Below are 16300 nucleotides of genomic sequence, written 5' to 3'. Positions count from 1 at the left end.
CGGCGATCTCTATTCCTAAGCAACTTGAGTAACAATCCCTGTATCCAAATCGTAGAAACCACCGATAATTTTCAGATTGCCATTCTTGATTAAGTCTGTGATGACTGGAGAAGACTTGACAATACTAATCTGATTTTTGATATTAGCAATAGTTGTAGCTTTGAGTAAATCTCCTGTTTGATTTCTGCTAGCTATTACTACAGGTTGAATTCGATCCAAAATACTTCCGATTTTACCTGGTACGGGTTTGTTCTCGATTGCAGCTTGGACTGCGCCACATCGCTCGTGTCCTAGTACTATAATCACCTTAGTACCCAATACCAAAGTCCCATATTCTAAGCTACCAATTTGTTCTGGAGTTGCCACATTACCTGCCACCCTCACTACAAATAAATCGCCTAATCCTTGGTCAAAAACCATCTCTGCTGGTACGCGAGAATCAGAACAACCCAAAATCGATGCAAATGGTTTTTGACCACTAGCAATTTCGCGCAAGCGAAAAGCACCTCGATTTGGTTGTTTCATTTTGTGAGTAGAAAATCGCTGATTTCCTTGCAGTAATTCAGCAATTGCCAGATCGGGAGTGAGAGTTCGTTTGGCACTTGCAGCCGGGACATCAAATGGATGTATTTCCAACTTAGTAGCAACTAACCCAGCTCCTACTGCTGTAGCACCAAACTTAAACAAGTTACGGCGAGACATGTAATTAATGATTTTTCTTTTCATATTTTTAATTGAGTAACGAGTTTAACAAGGGTGACAAATGAATGAATACGATATATTAGTAATAAATTAAACTAATAGTCCCATCATCAAACCGATAATGATAATTCCCGAAAAAGCTAACAAAATGTAAAGCTGAGACTGCCCAGATGTAGTATACTTGAGTGCCTGTCCGCTAAATAATGTCCCCAAACCAATAAAATTCACAAATCCATCCACAATATAGCGATCGAACCAATTAGTTACTTTTGCACTAGTAGCCACCAACATGACGATTGTCAGCTGATAAAATCGCTGGACATATAAATCATTAGCAAAAAAGTTTTGAATCGCTGGTAATGGTAGTTTAATCGGTTTAGGAATCGTATCGACACTATAGATCACCGCACTAATCGCAATCCCTGAAATACTCGACCATACTAATAACGGTGCAAACATCGTATCCAATGCGCCCCAAGTAGGTAACATTCCCAGATCTCGCAGCATAATCGGCAAATGACAGATAAATACAGCCGTCGAAATCACAGGTAAGCTAATCAACCAAAATGGTTCGATCGATCGTTCGCTCATCGGTTTGACCTTGCCCAAGAATATTAGACAAAATAATCGCGTCAAACTAAAAGCAGTCAACGTATTTACAATTAAAATCACGCCTACCAACCACGGTTGTTCGACCCAAAGACCATCAACTAATTGTAAAAATCCCCAAAATCCACCTAACGGCGGCAATGTAATAAAAGAAGCGATCGCCACTAAGATTGCAGCTCCTGTAAATGGACGACGCGACCATAAACCACCCAACTGAGTCAAATCTTGAGTAATATTCGTCCAAATAATCGCCCCAATCCCCATATATAACAATGACATCCCAAAAGATTCATTGAACAGAATAAACCGAGCCGAGTCAAGATTTTGAGTGCCGATCGCGATAAATACCAAGCCGATATAAGCACTGAGTGTATATGAAAGTACCCGCTTCATATCGATCTGAGCGATCGCAATTAACGAGCAACAAATTGCCGTTGTCACGCCCAAAATAACTAATGTATTTAATAAAATTGGTGATAGTGAAATCACTGGCGCGAGTTTGATGAGGACAAATGCTCCCGCACCGACAACCACTGCATTTCGCAATACCGTTGCTGGGATCGGTGCCTCCATCGCTTCATCCAGCCACAGCTGGAAGGGGATTTGAGCGCACTTACCCAAGGGGCCAGCACTGAGTGACAAACCCAGTAACAATGCCACTGTCGGGTCTAATTGAGCCGTTTGCGCCAAGATCTCCAACTCTGTAAAATTCCACGTTCCGGCGATCGGGTAAATCGCAATCACACCCATGAGGAGGATAATATCGCCGACCCGTTTTGTCCAAAAAGCATCTCTAGCTCCCGTAATCACTAACGATTGGGCATACCAAAAGCCAACTAATAAATATGTTGCCAACGTCAGTAATTCGAGGAATACATAAGTGAAGAACAGCGAATTTGAGAGTACCAAACCACAAATCCCCGCGCCGAAACAATTCATCAACGAGAAGAACCGCGCCCATCCCCAATCCATTTCCAGATATCCCACTGCATAGATCTGGGAAACGAAATTTATCCCCGTGACCACCGCAATCGCCGTCAAGGTGATCGTCGAAATCTCGATCGGGAAGTTGATATCCAGGGTGCTAGTATGCAGCCAACTATAACTAATTTGTTGGGGTGGTAAATCCCAGCCAATTACCAATGCTACTAGTCCATGAATGAAGGCAACACCCGCCATCAATATATTGATATAGCCAGAGGGTCTGCTCCCCAATTGACCCGACCAACCCATCGACCACGGTAGTGCCAATATGGCCCCAATGAGCGGATAGCAGGGTATCAACCATGCCGTCTGAATAACTATCTCATACATAGAGTTTAGTCTATTAACCAATTATTAAAGTCTTTTGTGTATCTATATCAAAGACTTTAATCGAAAAATGTAGGAAAAGATAGACTTAGTTTAGAATTTTAATCAATATCTAGTCTAAGTTTTGCTGATAGATTCTATGTATAGTGTATTCTCTATTGTTAACTTAGCTTTTAATCTAAGATCGACCGAGAACACTGGTGCGTTGAGGCTCTCGCCTAACACATCCTACATCAGCCAAGTCGATCGGTGAGGATTCCGACCGTCATAACTTCAGCTTACTGCCGATCGCCACTAGCCACCGATATCGACCACTCTCGCCTACTAATGCTCATTTTATTTGCTTCCACCCATCGTCCCTGTTTCTGAAATGCGTGAGGAATATAAGCGATAAATTTCATCCCAACTTTTTCGAGTACGCGCCGACTACTTTTGTTCCACAAGGCATAACTCGCTTCGATCTGGGTGGCTCCGAGTTCCTCAAACCCAAATGTGAAGATCGCCCTCACTGATTCTGTCATGTAACCTTTTCCTTGTTGCTGTGGATGCGTCCAAAATCCCAGATTCCAAACATTGGGACGATTGGTTTTGCGGATGCCCACCCGCCCCAATAAACCATTGGTAGCCAGATCCGCGATCGTGAAAGCAAATACACTCCCCTCGTCCCAAGCCAGCATCTGCTCTCTAAATGGCTCATCTAACTCCTCGATAGTTGTCGGTGGTTCCCATTGCATTCCATCATTAAATCCAGCAAAACGGGTAGCTGAGAAAATAGCTGGAGCATCCTCTAATACAGGGCGGCGCAGCAGACATCTTGCGGTGTGAATCGTCAAATCGTGGGGAATAACTCGTTCCATCTGCTAAATACTACATGGTGTAAATCTGTGGGAGCGATCCTTGGACACCTGACGGATGCGATCTTTAGTTCATCGCTGTTTACTACAATACTCCAATCTCTCGCAGACATCTACGGGTCACTTCTTTCCGAGCTGCTAGATCTCTCGATGCTCCGATCGATCGAGTATGTTATCGTCAGATTGGTGGTCAGTAGGAAATTGATATGCAATTGAAACCTTGGCAGTGGGCTATTCTAGTATCGCCGATCGCCAGTGTCGCGATCTTTCTGCTGATTGCTGCTGGAGTCAAGATTCATGAGTGGAGAATTAATTGGATTTGGGGCGTATTGACGCTGCTGTTGGTGGGCTGGCGGTGGTTGTTGGTAAGATGGACGCGATCGTCGATCGGTCAAGGTGCCGATGTCATCGCAGCGGCGAGTCGGGAGCTGGCAGCGATGACGGCTGATGCTACGCCAGTGAGTGGAGCTGCCGCAGAGCGGGTGAGCGCGGTACTGCAACAGGTAATTGGTGAATCACAAATAGATCGACCGATTTGGGAAGATTGGACGACGTTTTGGGCGCGATGTCAGGAATTGATTGTGGCGATTGCCAAGATTTATCATCCCGAAGTCAAATATCCGCTGCTAAATATTTATGTGACTCAGGCGTATGGACTAATTCGGGGGACTACGGATGATATGGATGCCTGGATGCAGAAACTCGCCCCAGCACTCGATCGCGTGACGATCGCGCAGACGTATGAAGCCTACGAGACGTATCAAAAATTGGCTCCCTCAGCGCAGAAAATCCTCAAGGTGTGGAACTGGGCGCAATGGGTAATCAATCCCGTTACCGCGATCGCCAAGCGTGCCACCAAGGAGTCCTCTAGCCTTGCCGATCGACAGCTTTTGGTCAATTTGGGTCAACTCACCCGTGAAGCTGCCTTGACGAACCTCTGTCGTCAGGCTGTGACTCTCTATAGTGGCAAGATCCAGCCATTATCTACGCCTGCGCCGATCGCGCCCACGGCGGCAAAGACTCAAACCCTCAGAGCGATCCTGGCTGCTGCCGAACCGCAGGCGCAGATCGAGCAAAAACCGATCGCTATTCTCCTCGTCGGGCGTACGGGGGCAGGTAAAAGTAGTCTGATTAATACGCTGTTTCAATCAGAATTAGCCGTTGTCGATGTGTTGCCAAGTACTGACAAGATTCAAAATTATCAATGGCAGATTCCGAGTGGTGAAAGTCTGACGCTGTGGGATAGTCCTGGTTACGAGCAAGCTAATCGGAATGATGTACGCGCACAGGTATTGGAGTACGCGGCGACTGCGGATTTAATATTATTAGTTACGCCTGCGCTCGATCCGGCGTTACAGATGGATCTGGACTTTTTGCAAGCGTTAAAGCAGACATATCACGATTTACCGATCGTCACGATCCTAACTCAAGTCGATCGGGTGCGTCCATTGCGGGAGTGGACACCGCCCTATGATTGGCAAGCGGGTACACGCCCGAAGGAAGTCGCCATCCGTGAAGCTGTGGCTTATCGAAATGAATTTTTGGCTGACTACTGCGATCTAGTTTTGCCGTTGGTGAATGCCGATCCGACGATCGACAGGTTAGCTTGGGGTGTGGATACATTATCATTGGCATTGCTCCAATCGATCGAGCCGAGCAAACAGATTCGGCTGGCGCGGTTTTTACGAGATCTGGATGCGCGGATTGTGGCGGCAGCGCGGATTATCGATCGCTATAGTCTCCAGATGACGACGACTCAAGGACTCACCCAACTGCTCAAAAGTCCGGTATTGGAATTTATCTCGACGATGACAACCGGAACGCCAGCGTTGGCGCAATTACTCGCCGCGCAAATTCCGGTGGAGCAGCTACCCGTAGTTATCGGTAAGTTGCAAATGGCTTACGATTTGCACTCATTGTTAAATAACGATCGCTCTAAATCGATTGACTTCGATCTATTGTCGCTATGGTCATTGCTGCTAAATAATACTACGGCACCCGATCGCAATGCTACCGCCTTCGGTCATGTGCTAGTAGAATATTGGACGCGATCGATTGCAGTGGATCGACTTCAGGAGCGATTTAATTACTATTTGCAGACTCAGAACTAGCGATCGATCTGAAGATTGAGATTGGCTCGATCGCGATCGATCTGGTGAGGATTGCCAAACATTCAAGAGCTAATCTCAGGTTTTAATGTTGCTCTGACTGCATTACAGCGATCGATCGCTATAATTTTAATTTTATTTGCCAATATTTCTGGAAACTGAAGATCGCGATTTGTAGTTATCAGTACGAACACAACAGACACAAACGACACCAACTAGTTAACACCGTAAAGACTCAGATTAAAGTTTAAATTAAATCTCGAACTTTTACGAAATTAATCAAATAAGTTTTGTAGTCTTGAGTGTAAGTCAATCACTATTCATCACTCATTAGGAATATAGACATCATGAACTTCAAATCGATCCTCGTCCTCGGTCTCAGTGTTGCTACCCTCGGTCTAGCTCTCCCCGCTCATGCCGATACCGCAACTGTAATTGACAGTCAGCAAGGTGTAGTCGTCACTGGCGACGGCAACAACACTCGTCAAACCAATACTACTAACGTTAAAAATACTTCATCCGGTCGTCGCACTCCTAGTGCAACTGGTACTTCAGTCACCAATGGTCAATCTGCGGATATCTTGGGTAACGACAACAACACCCGCCAAAACAACAAAACTAACGTCACTAACACTCAACGCAACAGTCGTTAACTCCATTCACGATCGCGGTTTTCTCGCCTGTTGCCGATAGCCGCGCTATGTTCCACAGCGATCGCTAGTTCAATTTACCCACTTACTACGCGGAATTTTACATCATGAACTTCAAATCTATCCTCGTTCTCGGTCTCAGTGTTGCTACCCTCGGTCTAGCTCTCCCCGCTCATGCTGACACCGCTACAGTCATCAACAGCACTCAGGATGCGATCGTCACTGGCGACTACAACGATACTGTCCAGAAGAACACTACTACTGTCAAGAATCAGCAATCTGGTCGTCGGAGTGCTGGTGCGACTGGTACTTCCATCACCAGCGGTCAATCTGCTGATGTCCAAGGTTTTGACAACACCACCCGCCAAAACAACAAAACTAACGTTGTCAACACTCAACGCAACAGTCGTTAGTCAGAGTGAGATCGTTGCCTGATATCTAAACAAAGATCGCACTGATTCGACAAATTAAATCGCTTGCTTACAAGACCATGTAAACAAGCGATTTAAGTTTTGAACTAACAACTTAGCAACGATCGACAGTTTAGAAAAATCTGAGCAACATCGTACTCAAACCTGTAACTAGATCGACCATATTCCCGTTACCAGCATTAGTGTTGGATTCAGTGGGTTTGTTCGCTAGCTTGATTTTGGCGATCAAGGCTTGGGCGACTTGAGTGCCTTGGCGATCGGCTTTGGCAAAATATAAGCGTTCGGCGACCATCGCATCCTTGACGGCACCTTCATCATCCTGCATGCGGAATTTTGCGACTGAGCGGGCAATATAAACGCCTGGAAATTCGGGATTGAGACCGATCGCTCGATCGTAGTTGCCGATCGCACCAGCAAAGTCATTTTTCTGCCATGCGGCATAGCCCCATTTATAAAAATCATCAGCAGAACCCAATGCAGTCGGGATGCCCACAGCACCCTCTAGATAAGCACTACGGACATCTAGCCCTTGCACATTGGCATTGGTGAGATAAGCCGATCGCAAGTCAGTCCCAGTCAGATTGGCACCGCGCAAATCCGCTCCAGTGAGGTTGGCACTATTGAGCGATGCACCAGAGAGATTGGCACCGCGCAAGTCTGCACCAGCTAGATTCGCCTGACTGAGATTGGCTCCGACGAGATTGGCTCGTTCTAGTTTGGCACCAGCGAGATCGTTCATCACCAGCCCCGCACCAGTCAAGTCGCACTGCGGACAGTTTTTGGTGGATAGTAGTTGTTGCAGATGTGAGATATTTTCAGCTTGTGCGGTGGCTGCAAAACTAGTTAGGAGTAGGAGCGTTGTGGCAATGGTGGTGAGTTTCATAACTAGGTGTTGGATGTTAGGTGTTAGGTTTTAGGGAGCAAATTTGGCGATCGAGCGGTAGATTATTTTTAAAGTGGATTGAAAATTCATGTTGACATCCCGATGCCCTATTCCCGATGCCCTAACTTAAAACGCCAAATCGCGGAGATCGTCGGGATCGGGTGGATCGGCGGGAGTGTCTGACTGGGAAGCAATCTGAGCTTGCGCCCAGGCGCGATCGGCTTCGACGATCTGTCTAAACAAGTCGGTAGAGTGCCGAGCTGGTCGATCCAATAAGCGATCGATCTGATATTTAGACCCGATCGCGGCTCGCTCGGCGGGCGAGAGTCGCGGTTCTTTCCACTCAAAGTCAGCCGCTGTATAGACTGGGAGCCTAGAACCGAGTTGTTCGATCGGGATATCTGGCAACCTTACTAGTAAGTATTCCCGCACGCGGCGGATTTCTTCAAATCTTTGTTCGATTTCATTGAGGATGCCGACAAATTGACTCAAATGATGGGTGGTAATTGCCACTCGCACCTCGATGTCCGCCAACGGGATTCCCAATCGTTCGGCTTTGAGCAACAATTCTGGGGGGATTTTGTCCAGTGAGGGCGGATCGACAGCCGCACTGAGTTCGGCGAGGGCGCGATGTAGCTGTTCGACAGTTGTAGCTACTGTTTCTCGCAAGGATTGGTGATGTGGTGGTGCGGCTGGTTCTAGTGACAGGCGAGGATCGCTGTCTGCAACTGTGATGGTCGCTAATTCTGTTAAACTTTGGGTAGCTGATTGGAGGAGCGCGATCGCTTCATGTAAGTGATTAGTCATCAGAATTACCTATCTATGGACTATATTCAGATCGATCGTACCAATTATATGGAGCTGATTCTCCACAAGTTCCCCGCTTTTCGGACTCAATGGGCGGAACATTTGGCGGCGTGGAATCTACCATTGGCGCGACCGATTGCGGTCGATGTTACTGAATTTGCCGATTTTGCGGTGGTGACGATCGGTCATGGTATCGATGCAGAAATCGATCGACTTGCGGAAATTACGGAGCTGATGCTCATGCAAGACGATCCGGTCATCGATTATGCTTTTCGGACGCTGTTTTTGGAACAAATCTCACTCGGTACCAAGCGCGGTGGTGTTGCTGTCGATCGATTTACGCACAAGCTTCGTCCGCTAGGGTCTTACCATTGGCAAGCTCTAGATCTGCGCGTGGGGATCTATCCATCGGGAGTATCGATCGATTGACTCAGCATCTTGCCAATGGTAAGTCAGTGCGATCGAGCTTGTTTCAAAGAGGGTAGAGGGTAGTTTTGGCGGCTGAAACCCGTCTGGTGGGCGGTGCCCACTTTCCAAAGCTGTCAACTGTCAACTTTTTAACCTAGCCCCCACTGACAGGGGGAATCAAGACTACCTCATCGCGATCGCAGACGATCGTCTCAGGATCGACAAATTCTAAATTGATGCCAAATCGCGTCACATCATGCCATTGAGCCAATTGAGGTCGATCTAGCGTCAGTCGGTCTAAGACGGCTTTGACGGGCGTATTTGGTGGGAATTGGTAGGAGATTTCGGTAGCACCAAAGGCTTCTTGATAGACAGCAAAGAGCTTGATGGTGACGGTGATGTCCAGAGTAGGTGCGGTCATTGGGAGTGGGGGCAGGGGACTAGAGGACTGGGGGATCTTGCTAAATTTTCGGCACACTCTTGCTGGTAAATATTGGTGCTGACATATTTGGATCTAGCCGATCGACGATATAAATCGGCTGGATATAGCTCAGCATCTGTGATACGGCTATTTCTAACCAAATCTCTACCTATTGATTTGTAAAAAGTACTTGCTTTTTTGTAAAGATATCGTTATATTAGTTTACATAACTAAATATTTAGACAGCAAGCAAGCAGGAACCAACTATGAAAACCAAAACATTCATCGACAACGACGGTAGAGAAAATAACTTCGCGATCGAGCCAAAAGTTTATGTGACCGAAGGGCCGCAAGCTGGCTGGACAGAGTATGCTGAGACACTCAATGGTCGGATGGCAATGATTGGTTTTGTAGCACTACTGATTCAAGAAGTTTTGACTGGACATGGTATCGTCGGCTTCATCGCCAACCTGTAGGCACAAATTTGGGGAGCTGCTTATCCCTCAGTTTACATAAGAAAATATCCATAGTACTACTCACTCAGGAAATAATCATGCAAGGCAGAACATTCATCGACAACGACGGTAGAGAGAACAACTTTGCAATCGAGCCAAAAATGTATGTCACCGAAGGGCCACAAGCTGGCTGGACGGCATACGCTGAGATGCTCAATGGTCGGTTGGCGATGATTGGGTTTGTTGCGCTATTGATTCAAGAAGTTTTGACTGGACACGGTATCGTCGGTTTCATCGCCAATCTGTAGCTACATCTAAGTACGATCGTCTCATCCTAGTTTTCTTATCTTTTTTTCTCGCGGTAGCCAGTTAGCTACCGCGTTTTTTATGGCTTCGCTCCGTATTTCTACTAATTAGTACTAATCAACTCAGCTATTTTTCCGTATTTACAAGGACTATTTGCATAATATTTACGTATTTATACTGAGGCAAGTTTACAATTTTAGATAATATCCGTGTTTGCACGGTATCGTGCTTGTGCTGAGATCGTGATAATGAAGTGAGATAAATACTTGACGATTACACAAATGAAAACCAATAGCTTGAACCTCAGACAGTGTGCGGTGATGACAGGGATTGCATTGAGTGGGGTTGGAGCGATCGGTACTGTTACGCCAGTTAGCGCATTGACATTTGCCTTCAATCCCGCAGATGGTACCTCACAAGCGGCGAGAGATGGATTTGCGGCAGCAGGTAAGCTGTGGACAGATCGGCTAAGTGATAATGTCACCATCAATATTGATATTAATTTCGCACCACTAAACCCAGGGATTCTCGGACAGGCTAGTTCTACCCGTGAGTTTTTTAGTTACAGCCAGGTCTATACTGCCATGAGCGGCGAGGGACAGTCCGCAGATGATACTGTCGCATTTGCGAGTCTTACTAACGGTTCGGCACCTAATTCAACATTTAACATGTTGCTCAACCGCACTTCAGATAGCCCGAATGGCTCCAATAGTGCTGTGCCTTATTTAGATAACAATCGGAGTTTCAATAACACATATATTGATATGTCCAGTGCCAACGCCAAAGCTTTGGGGTTAATTCCTGGGCAACCCTCAGGAATTATGACTAACACCCTGATGGCAGTTCCTAACGGTCGAGCTAGCATCCCTAGTTACGTCACAGCGGCAGGTAGTCCGACGATAATTAACAGTCCCAGCAATATCAATCCCCAGACTGCAATTACGGCAAACCTTGGTACTAGTGATGCCTCGATCTCTTTTAGCACCGGATTTGCTTTTGATTTCAATCCCGATGACGGCATCACTAAGGATCATTTTGATTTTGTAGGGATTGCGGCGCATGAGATCGGTCACGCATTAGGCTTTACTAGTGGTGTCGATATCCTAGATTTTTTTAGTCAACCTGCTAATGGCGGACCAGATAGTGAAGACGAATTTGCGTATGTTAATACTTTAGACCTCTTTCGTTATTCTGCTGAGAGTAGAGATGAAGGGGCGATCGATTGGACTGCGGACAATCGAGCCAAATACTTCTCCCTCGATCGGGGAGTGACCAACATTGCACTCTTTTCAAACGGGGTAAAGTTTGGAGACGGTCGTCAGGCAAGTCACTGGAAAGACAATTCTGGACTCGGGATCATGGATCCTACTGCGGGAGCTAATGAGAGACTAACAATCTCTGAAAATGACCTCAGAGCACTCGATGTTATCGGTTGGAATCGCGTTAGCAACAATGTTACTGCTGTCCCCGAACCTGCTGACTTTATCGGTACCTTATGCTGTGCGGCTTTTACAGCCAAGTTGGTACTCAAGCGCAGAAAGAAGCTGTTCCAATCCACGGACAAGGCAACTGATAAGGTAGCCTAATCATCCTACTTGTACCAATTTTGTGATGTTTCATGCTGGCGATCGTTTATTGGCGATCGCTTTTTTTGGCGATCTTCACCAATAGCTGGCAGTGGTATCGACGCGATCGTTTGTGGATCGGGATGCTGCCATGTATTTATACACTCGATCGAGATTTATTCTGCGTATTTATACGGTGGTATTTGACGATCGTTTGACCGATCATCAGTGAGCATCTACATGGACAACGCTCTTCATGAACACTCAAATCGATAAGTTCAAGCAAGTTACACTAGCGATCGGGATTGCATTGAGTGGTATTGGCAGCACTGGGGCTGTGACCCCAGCAAATGCTTTGACATTTAATTTCACCCCAGCATCGGGCACATCATCAGATGCTATTGCTGGATTTGCAGCAGCCGGAAATCTCTGGTCGTCAGTATTGACAGATAACGTCACTGTCAACATTGATATCGGCTTTACAGCCCTCAGTCCTGGCACTCTGGGCGAAGCTAGTTCTACTCAGCAACAGTTCAACTATGCTCAGGTCTACACAGCCCTCAACAATGACAAATCATCTGCTGATGACTTGACTGCTGTCAACAGTCTCTCGACCAACTCTACATTTAAACAGCTACTAAATCGCACTGCGAATAACCCGAATGGGTATGGCAGTGCGACCCCTTATGTAGACAATGATGGAGATGCAAATAATCAGACGATCGATCTGACGACCGCCAATGCCAAAGCTCTGGGTTTGCGCGGCAATGGGAATACTACTGACGCAGCGATTTCTTTTAGTAATCTGTTTACCTGGGATTTCGATCGCAGTAATGGGATTCTAGCTGGGGCTTTTGACTTTGTGGGGATTGCGGCACACGAAATCGGTCACGCATTGGGTTTTATCAGTGGCGTCGATATCCTCGATGGCAATAGCCCAACGGCGACTAATTCTCAGGCATCTAATGACGACCAATTTACCTATGTCAGCCCCTTAGATCTGTTTCGTTATTCTAGTGATAGTAAGGCTGTCGAGGCGATCGATTGGACTGCTGATGCGCGGGAAAAGTACTTCTCTATTGATGGTGGCGCGACCAAAATTGCCACTTTTGCCACGGGGACAACTTTTGGTGATGGTCGTCAGGCGAGTCACTGGCAAGACAATCTGGGACTGGGAATTATGGACCCGGCTATTGCTGCTGGTGAGTTGTTACAAATTATCGAAACCGATCGGCGGGCGTTGGATGCGATCGGTTGGAATCTGGCAAATAACGTATCAGATCGACAGTCGCTCAGCAATATGGCTGAGAATAGCACGGGGAATACTTCAGAAATTACGCGATCGGCAAATACCGCCAATGTACCGGAACCTGCCGACTTTGTGGGTACGTTGATTTTTGCTGCTGTTGTGGGCGACTTATCGATTAAACAAAGGCGGAAATTAGCTCAGTCAAAACAAGCAACTGTTACAACTCCGCCGAAGTAGCTAGTGGATGAATGTTTTGGGAACCTCAATGAGTAGCACTGCCGGAACATTGTGCGATCGCATCGGCAGTAGCATTAAGCTGATTGGGTTTATTTGTCATTTAGCTTTACCAAGCCAGGAGATCTCTACCGATCGATTCTCGCATACCAAGCATGAATCGGCAGTTGTTCGATTTGGGCGTTCGCATGTTGAAGTAGTTCTGTCATAGTTCACACCGCAATTTACTACAGCCTTGTAATTTTACCCGATGCTCCGCAAGGAGAGGCTACGCCAACGAGCAAAGTATCGAGATGCACGATTGGGCAAAGCCCACGCTTCGCGAACGAATCAACCACGATTACCGCCGGTAGGCTTCGCCAACGATCGAACCCAAGAGAATCGATCGATAATTTTGACAGGGTATGAAGAGGCTCCTCAATGAAGATTACCTAACGGTAGGCTTTGCCAACGAGTCTTCTACATCCGATTAAGCAGTTCATCATACTCATCATGTGCGCCAATCCAATACCAGTAAATATGGTCAGATTCCAATAAGCCGAGAACACGGTAGTTAAGACTAACACGGACAGAGTAAATCGGTTGTCGCTGGCTGACTCGTTTAAACTGAAGGTTAGGATAGTAGGGATCTTCTTGCCAGAGTGCGTAGGCTCTTGCAGCTTGCTCTTGAACAGACGCAGGTAGATCGTTCAGACGCTTACGAAATGTTTTGGTGACACTTGATTTCATTTTTGTGATGGGAAAACTTCATCAAGTGCAACAGTTTCTCCCTCTGTAATTTCCTGGCGTACCATTGCAGCCATCCGATCCCACCGATCGTCTGTCGTAGCAGCAAAACTACTTTCCCATTTTTGCTCTTCTTTCAACTCCGCTAGGAAGCGAGACGCGATCGCATCTTGCAAATCGGGTGGGAGTTGTTGAATTTGAGCGATCGCTTGCTGAAGAAGTTCCGTCATGTTTTTTTCAGTACGCACTATAATGGCATATCTTCTCTATTGTAATCAATGCTCCTCAATGGCGATCGATCGAGCCTCAAACGCTCGGATTGTTGGATAATGAACAATCGCTAATAAGTAATGATACAATAAAACTAATAAAGCATCTGAACTGACTATCTATTTTACTCATGCACGTCATCAGTTATCGCAAACTGAGAGAATATGGTGAAAAGCACGTCTGAGTATCAGCCAAGGTTAATTAAGACAGAAGCAGAGAACGAACGCGCTTTAGCGATCGTAGAGTACTTGATGAATTCAATAGATCTCAGTTCCGAACAAGAAGAAATTTGTGATTTGTTAGTTATTTTAATCGAGAGATTCGAGCAAGAATTTTACAAGCCAGATCGATCGAAAAATTCTGGCTCGATGTTATCATTTTTGATGGATCAACGTGATTTCAAGCCGATCGATCTAGTGCCAATATTTGATTCTGAAACTGCCGTAGAGAAGGCGATCGCTGGACGCGCTCACATCGATCGTGCTACTGCCGATCGATTGGCTGAGTTATTTCATGTCGATGCCAGTTTATTTTAAAGCTATTAATAGAGCTGGCTTTAAATTCATGGCGTTCGTTGGCGTAGCCTGCCGTAGGTAATCGCCAACCGAATCTAATAAAATATCGATCGATCCCAAAACCATCGCACCAAAGATCGATTCCGCAAAGCGGAGGCTACGCCAACGCATCAACCACGATCGACTAAGCCCAAGCTAATCGATCGATCATTCCGACAGGATATAAAGCTGCTCCTCAATGACAATCGATCGAACCTCAAACACTGGAATTGTTGGGTTTCTCGAAGTAGGTAATTGATCGATAATCATCATTGATGTTTGTCTCGAAATTCTGAAATAGCCCACTGTAACTTATTCTCGGCTTCAATTATCGTACTTTCTTTTACAGCTTTAAATTTCCTTACTTTTTTGTCCCTTTCTGTCTTTGTCAGCTTTTCTATAGCTAATGCAATAAATATAGGACTGATAGTTATTACGAGAGAGATGAAAAAGGATAATGGACTTTTAAAAAAAATCCCTGTATATAATAAACCTCCACCGATTATAATGGGAAACATACAGCCGAGTTGAACGCTTCCTTCACTTTCATTGTAAATAGCCTCTTTGCATTTTTTCTCGGCATCAGCTTTTGCTCTGCTAGCAAATTCAATGTACGGCGTAATATCTTCTATAAATTGATTCAAGTATATGCGATCTCCCTCTATGCTTAAATCAAGGATTGTATTAGTACTACTCTTTATCATTTGCAAAATCTGGTAGAGCGTCTCAGCTTTCCAGGTAGATCCACAATCAAGACAAGCATTCACAGTTCTATCTTTTCCGGTAACTGCTCCCACTGCACCACCTACTACCCCAAACAAAGCATATCCCACGAATGCACGACCCCAGCTTACATTCGTTTCTTGTTTAAGGGTTATATCTGAAGAGCCGCAATTAGGACAATTAGCCATAGCAGTTGAATGAGTCTAAGATAGTTTTGCACAGCTTACTAATTTAGAATACCCAGCAATATCTTTTCTTACGCAGTGCATATGTCTAATTCAGAATTTAAGGCTAGACAGGATCAGATCCTAGCTATATCTCTAAATATTTGTGTCAGAGAACAAACTTTTGTATCGGCAGATGCCCGATCGCGGAAATAGGTTAAAAAATATAAGGCTAGGTAGAGTACCCATCTCGTGTCAAATCCTGGGATACCCTACATCACAATTTCTAAGCCGATCCTAAATGAACACCATCCAACCACCCAGCAAACAAGGTTTATACGATCCGCAGTTTGAACACGATGCTTGCGGTATTGGCTTTATCGCACAGATGAAAGGGGCGAAGTCGCATGAGATTGTGGCGCAAGCATTGACAATTTTGGTGAATCTCGACCATCGCGGCGCGTGCGGTTGCGAGACGAATACCGGAGATGGGGCGGGGATTTTGATGCAGGTGCCCCACAAGTTTATGCAGAAGGTGGCGGCGGCTGAAGGGATTGAGTTACCCGCAGCGGGACAGTATGGAGTCGGTGCGGTGTATGGATCGCCCGATCCGGCTACTCGATCGAGAAGTCGTCAGATCTTTGCTGAAGTTGTAGCGGCGGAAGGTTTGAAGGTATTAGGTTGGCGGGATGTGCCGACGGATAATGGTTCTTTGGGTGAGACGGCGAAATCGAGTGAACCGTTTATGCAGCAGGTATTTATTGCCAAATCGCCTGAATTGGCGGATGAGTTAGCATTCGAGCGGAAGTTGTTTGTGATTCGCAAGCTGGCGCATGCGGCAATTCGGGCGGCGAATGTCGATGTGCATTG

General features: G+C 46.0%; 20 protein-coding genes and 1 pseudogene. 12 read left to right on the top strand and 9 right to left on the bottom strand.

The window, feature by feature from the left end:
- Positions 1–15: 15 nt before the first annotated feature.
- From ACEW9I_RS04370 to ACEW9I_RS04360, 3 genes are all read right to left on the bottom strand, one after another.
- Positions 16–726: a carbonic anhydrase gene (locus tag ACEW9I_RS04370; RefSeq protein WP_373539145.1), complete on the bottom strand. Its 711-nt coding sequence runs from the start codon at positions 724–726 to the stop codon at positions 16–18.
- A gap of 66 nt (positions 727–792) precedes the next feature.
- The gene (locus ACEW9I_RS04365; RefSeq protein WP_373539144.1) at positions 793–2625 is read right to left on the bottom strand and encodes an NAD(P)H-quinone oxidoreductase subunit F; all 1833 of its coding nucleotides are present in this window, start codon (positions 2623–2625) and stop codon (positions 793–795) included.
- Between the two features lie 275 nt (positions 2626–2900).
- Positions 2901–3479, bottom strand: a complete 579-nt coding sequence (locus ACEW9I_RS04360) for a GNAT family N-acetyltransferase (RefSeq protein ID WP_373539143.1) — start codon at positions 3477–3479, stop codon at positions 2901–2903.
- Between the two features lie 203 nt (positions 3480–3682).
- Between ACEW9I_RS04360 and ACEW9I_RS04355 the strand changes: the two genes are divergently transcribed.
- The 3 genes from ACEW9I_RS04355 to ACEW9I_RS04345 all read left to right on the top strand — a co-directional run bounded on the left by ACEW9I_RS04355 (position 3683) and on the right by ACEW9I_RS04345 (position 6647).
- Positions 3683–5587 (top strand): GTPase family protein, encoded by a 1905-nt coding sequence (locus tag ACEW9I_RS04355; RefSeq protein ID WP_373539142.1) that lies wholly within the window; start codon positions 3683–3685, stop codon positions 5585–5587.
- A 344-nt stretch (positions 5588–5931) separates the two neighbouring features.
- A complete protein-coding gene (locus tag ACEW9I_RS04350; protein ID WP_373539141.1) occupies positions 5932–6237 on the top strand; it encodes a hypothetical protein in 306 nt (101 codons plus the stop codon).
- 104 nt (positions 6238–6341) lie between these two features.
- Positions 6342–6647 carry a hypothetical protein gene (locus tag ACEW9I_RS04345; RefSeq protein ID WP_373539140.1) on the top strand — a complete coding sequence of 102 codons (306 nt, stop codon included), beginning with the start codon at positions 6342–6344 and terminating at the stop codon, positions 6645–6647.
- Between the two features lie 130 nt (positions 6648–6777).
- On the opposite strand, the gene ACEW9I_RS04340 is transcribed toward ACEW9I_RS04345, so the two are convergent.
- Together ACEW9I_RS04340 and ACEW9I_RS04335 are read right to left on the bottom strand one after the other, a co-directional pair.
- Complete coding sequence (locus ACEW9I_RS04340; protein WP_373539139.1) at positions 6778–7548, bottom strand: pentapeptide repeat-containing protein; 771 nt, start codon at positions 7546–7548, stop codon at positions 6778–6780.
- A gap of 126 nt (positions 7549–7674) precedes the next feature.
- Positions 7675–8355: a hypothetical protein gene (locus ACEW9I_RS04335; protein WP_373539138.1), complete on the bottom strand. Its 681-nt coding sequence runs from the start codon at positions 8353–8355 to the stop codon at positions 7675–7677.
- Between the two features lie 15 nt (positions 8356–8370).
- Between ACEW9I_RS04335 and ACEW9I_RS04330 the strand changes: the two genes are divergently transcribed.
- A complete protein-coding gene (locus ACEW9I_RS04330; RefSeq protein ID WP_373539137.1) occupies positions 8371–8784 on the top strand; it encodes a hypothetical protein in 414 nt (137 codons plus the stop codon).
- A gap of 133 nt (positions 8785–8917) precedes the next feature.
- Here ACEW9I_RS04330 and ACEW9I_RS04325 read toward each other — a convergent pair whose 3' ends face one another.
- Positions 8918–9184, bottom strand: a complete 267-nt coding sequence (locus tag ACEW9I_RS04325) for a MoaD/ThiS family protein (protein WP_373539136.1) — start codon at positions 9182–9184, stop codon at positions 8918–8920.
- A gap of 266 nt (positions 9185–9450) precedes the next feature.
- On the opposite strand from ACEW9I_RS04325, the gene ACEW9I_RS04320 reads away from it, so the two are divergent.
- The 6 genes from ACEW9I_RS04320 to ACEW9I_RS04295 all read left to right on the top strand — a co-directional run bounded on the left by ACEW9I_RS04320 (position 9451) and on the right by ACEW9I_RS04295 (position 13204).
- Complete coding sequence (locus tag ACEW9I_RS04320; RefSeq protein WP_373539135.1) at positions 9451–9660, top strand: chlorophyll a/b-binding protein; 210 nt, start codon at positions 9451–9453, stop codon at positions 9658–9660.
- A gap of 77 nt (positions 9661–9737) precedes the next feature.
- On the top strand, positions 9738–9947 hold the full coding sequence (locus ACEW9I_RS04315) for a chlorophyll a/b-binding protein (RefSeq protein ID WP_373539134.1): 210 nt from the start codon (positions 9738–9740) through the stop codon (positions 9945–9947).
- A 279-nt stretch (positions 9948–10226) separates the two neighbouring features.
- Positions 10227–11531: an NF038122 family metalloprotease gene (locus ACEW9I_RS04310; RefSeq protein ID WP_373539133.1), complete on the top strand. Its 1305-nt coding sequence runs from the start codon at positions 10227–10229 to the stop codon at positions 11529–11531.
- 32 nt (positions 11532–11563) lie between these two features.
- On the top strand, positions 11564–11728 hold the full coding sequence (locus ACEW9I_RS04305; protein WP_373539132.1) for a hypothetical protein: 165 nt from the start codon (positions 11564–11566) through the stop codon (positions 11726–11728).
- Positions 11729–11766: 38 nt separating this feature from the next.
- Entirely contained in the window at positions 11767–12996 is a 1230-nt protein-coding gene (locus ACEW9I_RS04300; protein ID WP_373539131.1) for an NF038122 family metalloprotease, read from the top strand.
- A gap of 7 nt (positions 12997–13003) precedes the next feature.
- On the top strand, positions 13004–13204 hold the full coding sequence (locus ACEW9I_RS04295) for a hypothetical protein (protein WP_373539130.1): 201 nt from the start codon (positions 13004–13006) through the stop codon (positions 13202–13204).
- Between the two features lie 248 nt (positions 13205–13452).
- Here ACEW9I_RS04295 and ACEW9I_RS04290 read toward each other — a convergent pair whose 3' ends face one another.
- Both ACEW9I_RS04290 and ACEW9I_RS04285 read right to left on the bottom strand, forming a co-directional pair.
- Entirely contained in the window at positions 13453–13722 is a 270-nt protein-coding gene (locus ACEW9I_RS04290) for a hypothetical protein (protein WP_373539129.1), read from the bottom strand.
- Positions 13719–13949 carry a hypothetical protein gene (locus ACEW9I_RS04285; RefSeq protein ID WP_373539128.1) on the bottom strand — a complete coding sequence of 77 codons (231 nt, stop codon included), beginning with the start codon at positions 13947–13949 and terminating at the stop codon, positions 13719–13721. Before ACEW9I_RS04285 ends, ACEW9I_RS04290 begins: the two co-directional genes overlap by 4 nt.
- Before the next feature lie 204 nt (positions 13950–14153).
- Between ACEW9I_RS04285 and ACEW9I_RS04280 the strand changes: the two genes are divergently transcribed.
- Entirely contained in the window at positions 14154–14525 is a 372-nt protein-coding gene (locus ACEW9I_RS04280; protein ID WP_373539127.1) for a type II toxin-antitoxin system HigA family antitoxin, read from the top strand.
- 287 nt (positions 14526–14812) lie between these two features.
- On the opposite strand, the gene ACEW9I_RS04275 is transcribed toward ACEW9I_RS04280, so the two are convergent.
- Positions 14813–15454: a hypothetical protein gene (locus ACEW9I_RS04275; protein ID WP_373539126.1), complete on the bottom strand. Its 642-nt coding sequence runs from the start codon at positions 15452–15454 to the stop codon at positions 14813–14815.
- A 277-nt stretch (positions 15455–15731) separates the two neighbouring features.
- Between ACEW9I_RS04275 and ACEW9I_RS04270 the strand changes: the two are divergent.
- Positions 15732–16300 (top strand): annotated as a pseudogene (locus tag ACEW9I_RS04270) (glutamate synthase subunit alpha); the annotation flags it as partial.

Origin of the sequence: Chamaesiphon sp. (assembly GCF_041738855.1) — a bacterium.
GTDB lineage: Bacteria > Cyanobacteriota > Cyanobacteriia > Cyanobacteriales > Chamaesiphonaceae > Chamaesiphon.
This window is presented reverse-complemented; position numbering and strand designations above follow the sequence as displayed.

Coding starts and splice junctions, on each gene's coding strand:
- ACEW9I_RS04370 (WP_373539145.1), bottom strand. CDS start 726: ATGAAAAGAAAAATCATTAATTACATGTCTCGCCGTAACTTGTTTAAG.
- ACEW9I_RS04365 (WP_373539144.1), bottom strand. CDS start 2,625: ATGTATGAGATAGTTATTCAGACGGCATGGTTGATACCCTGCTATCCG.
- ACEW9I_RS04360 (WP_373539143.1), bottom strand. CDS start 3,479: ATGGAACGAGTTATTCCCCACGATTTGACGATTCACACCGCAAGATGT.
- ACEW9I_RS04355 (WP_373539142.1), top strand. CDS start 3,683: ATGCAATTGAAACCTTGGCAGTGGGCTATTCTAGTATCGCCGATCGCC.
- ACEW9I_RS04350 (WP_373539141.1), top strand. CDS start 5,932: ATGAACTTCAAATCGATCCTCGTCCTCGGTCTCAGTGTTGCTACCCTC.
- ACEW9I_RS04345 (WP_373539140.1), top strand. CDS start 6,342: ATGAACTTCAAATCTATCCTCGTTCTCGGTCTCAGTGTTGCTACCCTC.
- ACEW9I_RS04340 (WP_373539139.1), bottom strand. CDS start 7,548: ATGAAACTCACCACCATTGCCACAACGCTCCTACTCCTAACTAGTTTT.
- ACEW9I_RS04335 (WP_373539138.1), bottom strand. CDS start 8,355: ATGACTAATCACTTACATGAAGCGATCGCGCTCCTCCAATCAGCTACC.
- ACEW9I_RS04330 (WP_373539137.1), top strand. CDS start 8,371: ATGGACTATATTCAGATCGATCGTACCAATTATATGGAGCTGATTCTC.
- ACEW9I_RS04325 (WP_373539136.1), bottom strand. CDS start 9,184: ATGACCGCACCTACTCTGGACATCACCGTCACCATCAAGCTCTTTGCT.
- ACEW9I_RS04320 (WP_373539135.1), top strand. CDS start 9,451: ATGAAAACCAAAACATTCATCGACAACGACGGTAGAGAAAATAACTTC.
- ACEW9I_RS04315 (WP_373539134.1), top strand. CDS start 9,738: ATGCAAGGCAGAACATTCATCGACAACGACGGTAGAGAGAACAACTTT.
- ACEW9I_RS04310 (WP_373539133.1), top strand. CDS start 10,227: ATGAAAACCAATAGCTTGAACCTCAGACAGTGTGCGGTGATGACAGGG.
- ACEW9I_RS04305 (WP_373539132.1), top strand. CDS start 11,564: ATGCTGGCGATCGTTTATTGGCGATCGCTTTTTTTGGCGATCTTCACC.
- ACEW9I_RS04300 (WP_373539131.1), top strand. CDS start 11,767: ATGAACACTCAAATCGATAAGTTCAAGCAAGTTACACTAGCGATCGGG.
- ACEW9I_RS04295 (WP_373539130.1), top strand. CDS start 13,004: ATGAATGTTTTGGGAACCTCAATGAGTAGCACTGCCGGAACATTGTGC.
- ACEW9I_RS04290 (WP_373539129.1), bottom strand. CDS start 13,722: ATGAAATCAAGTGTCACCAAAACATTTCGTAAGCGTCTGAACGATCTA.
- ACEW9I_RS04285 (WP_373539128.1), bottom strand. CDS start 13,949: ATGACGGAACTTCTTCAGCAAGCGATCGCTCAAATTCAACAACTCCCA.
- ACEW9I_RS04280 (WP_373539127.1), top strand. CDS start 14,154: ATGGTGAAAAGCACGTCTGAGTATCAGCCAAGGTTAATTAAGACAGAA.
- ACEW9I_RS04275 (WP_373539126.1), bottom strand. CDS start 15,454: ATGGCTAATTGTCCTAATTGCGGCTCTTCAGATATAACCCTTAAACAA.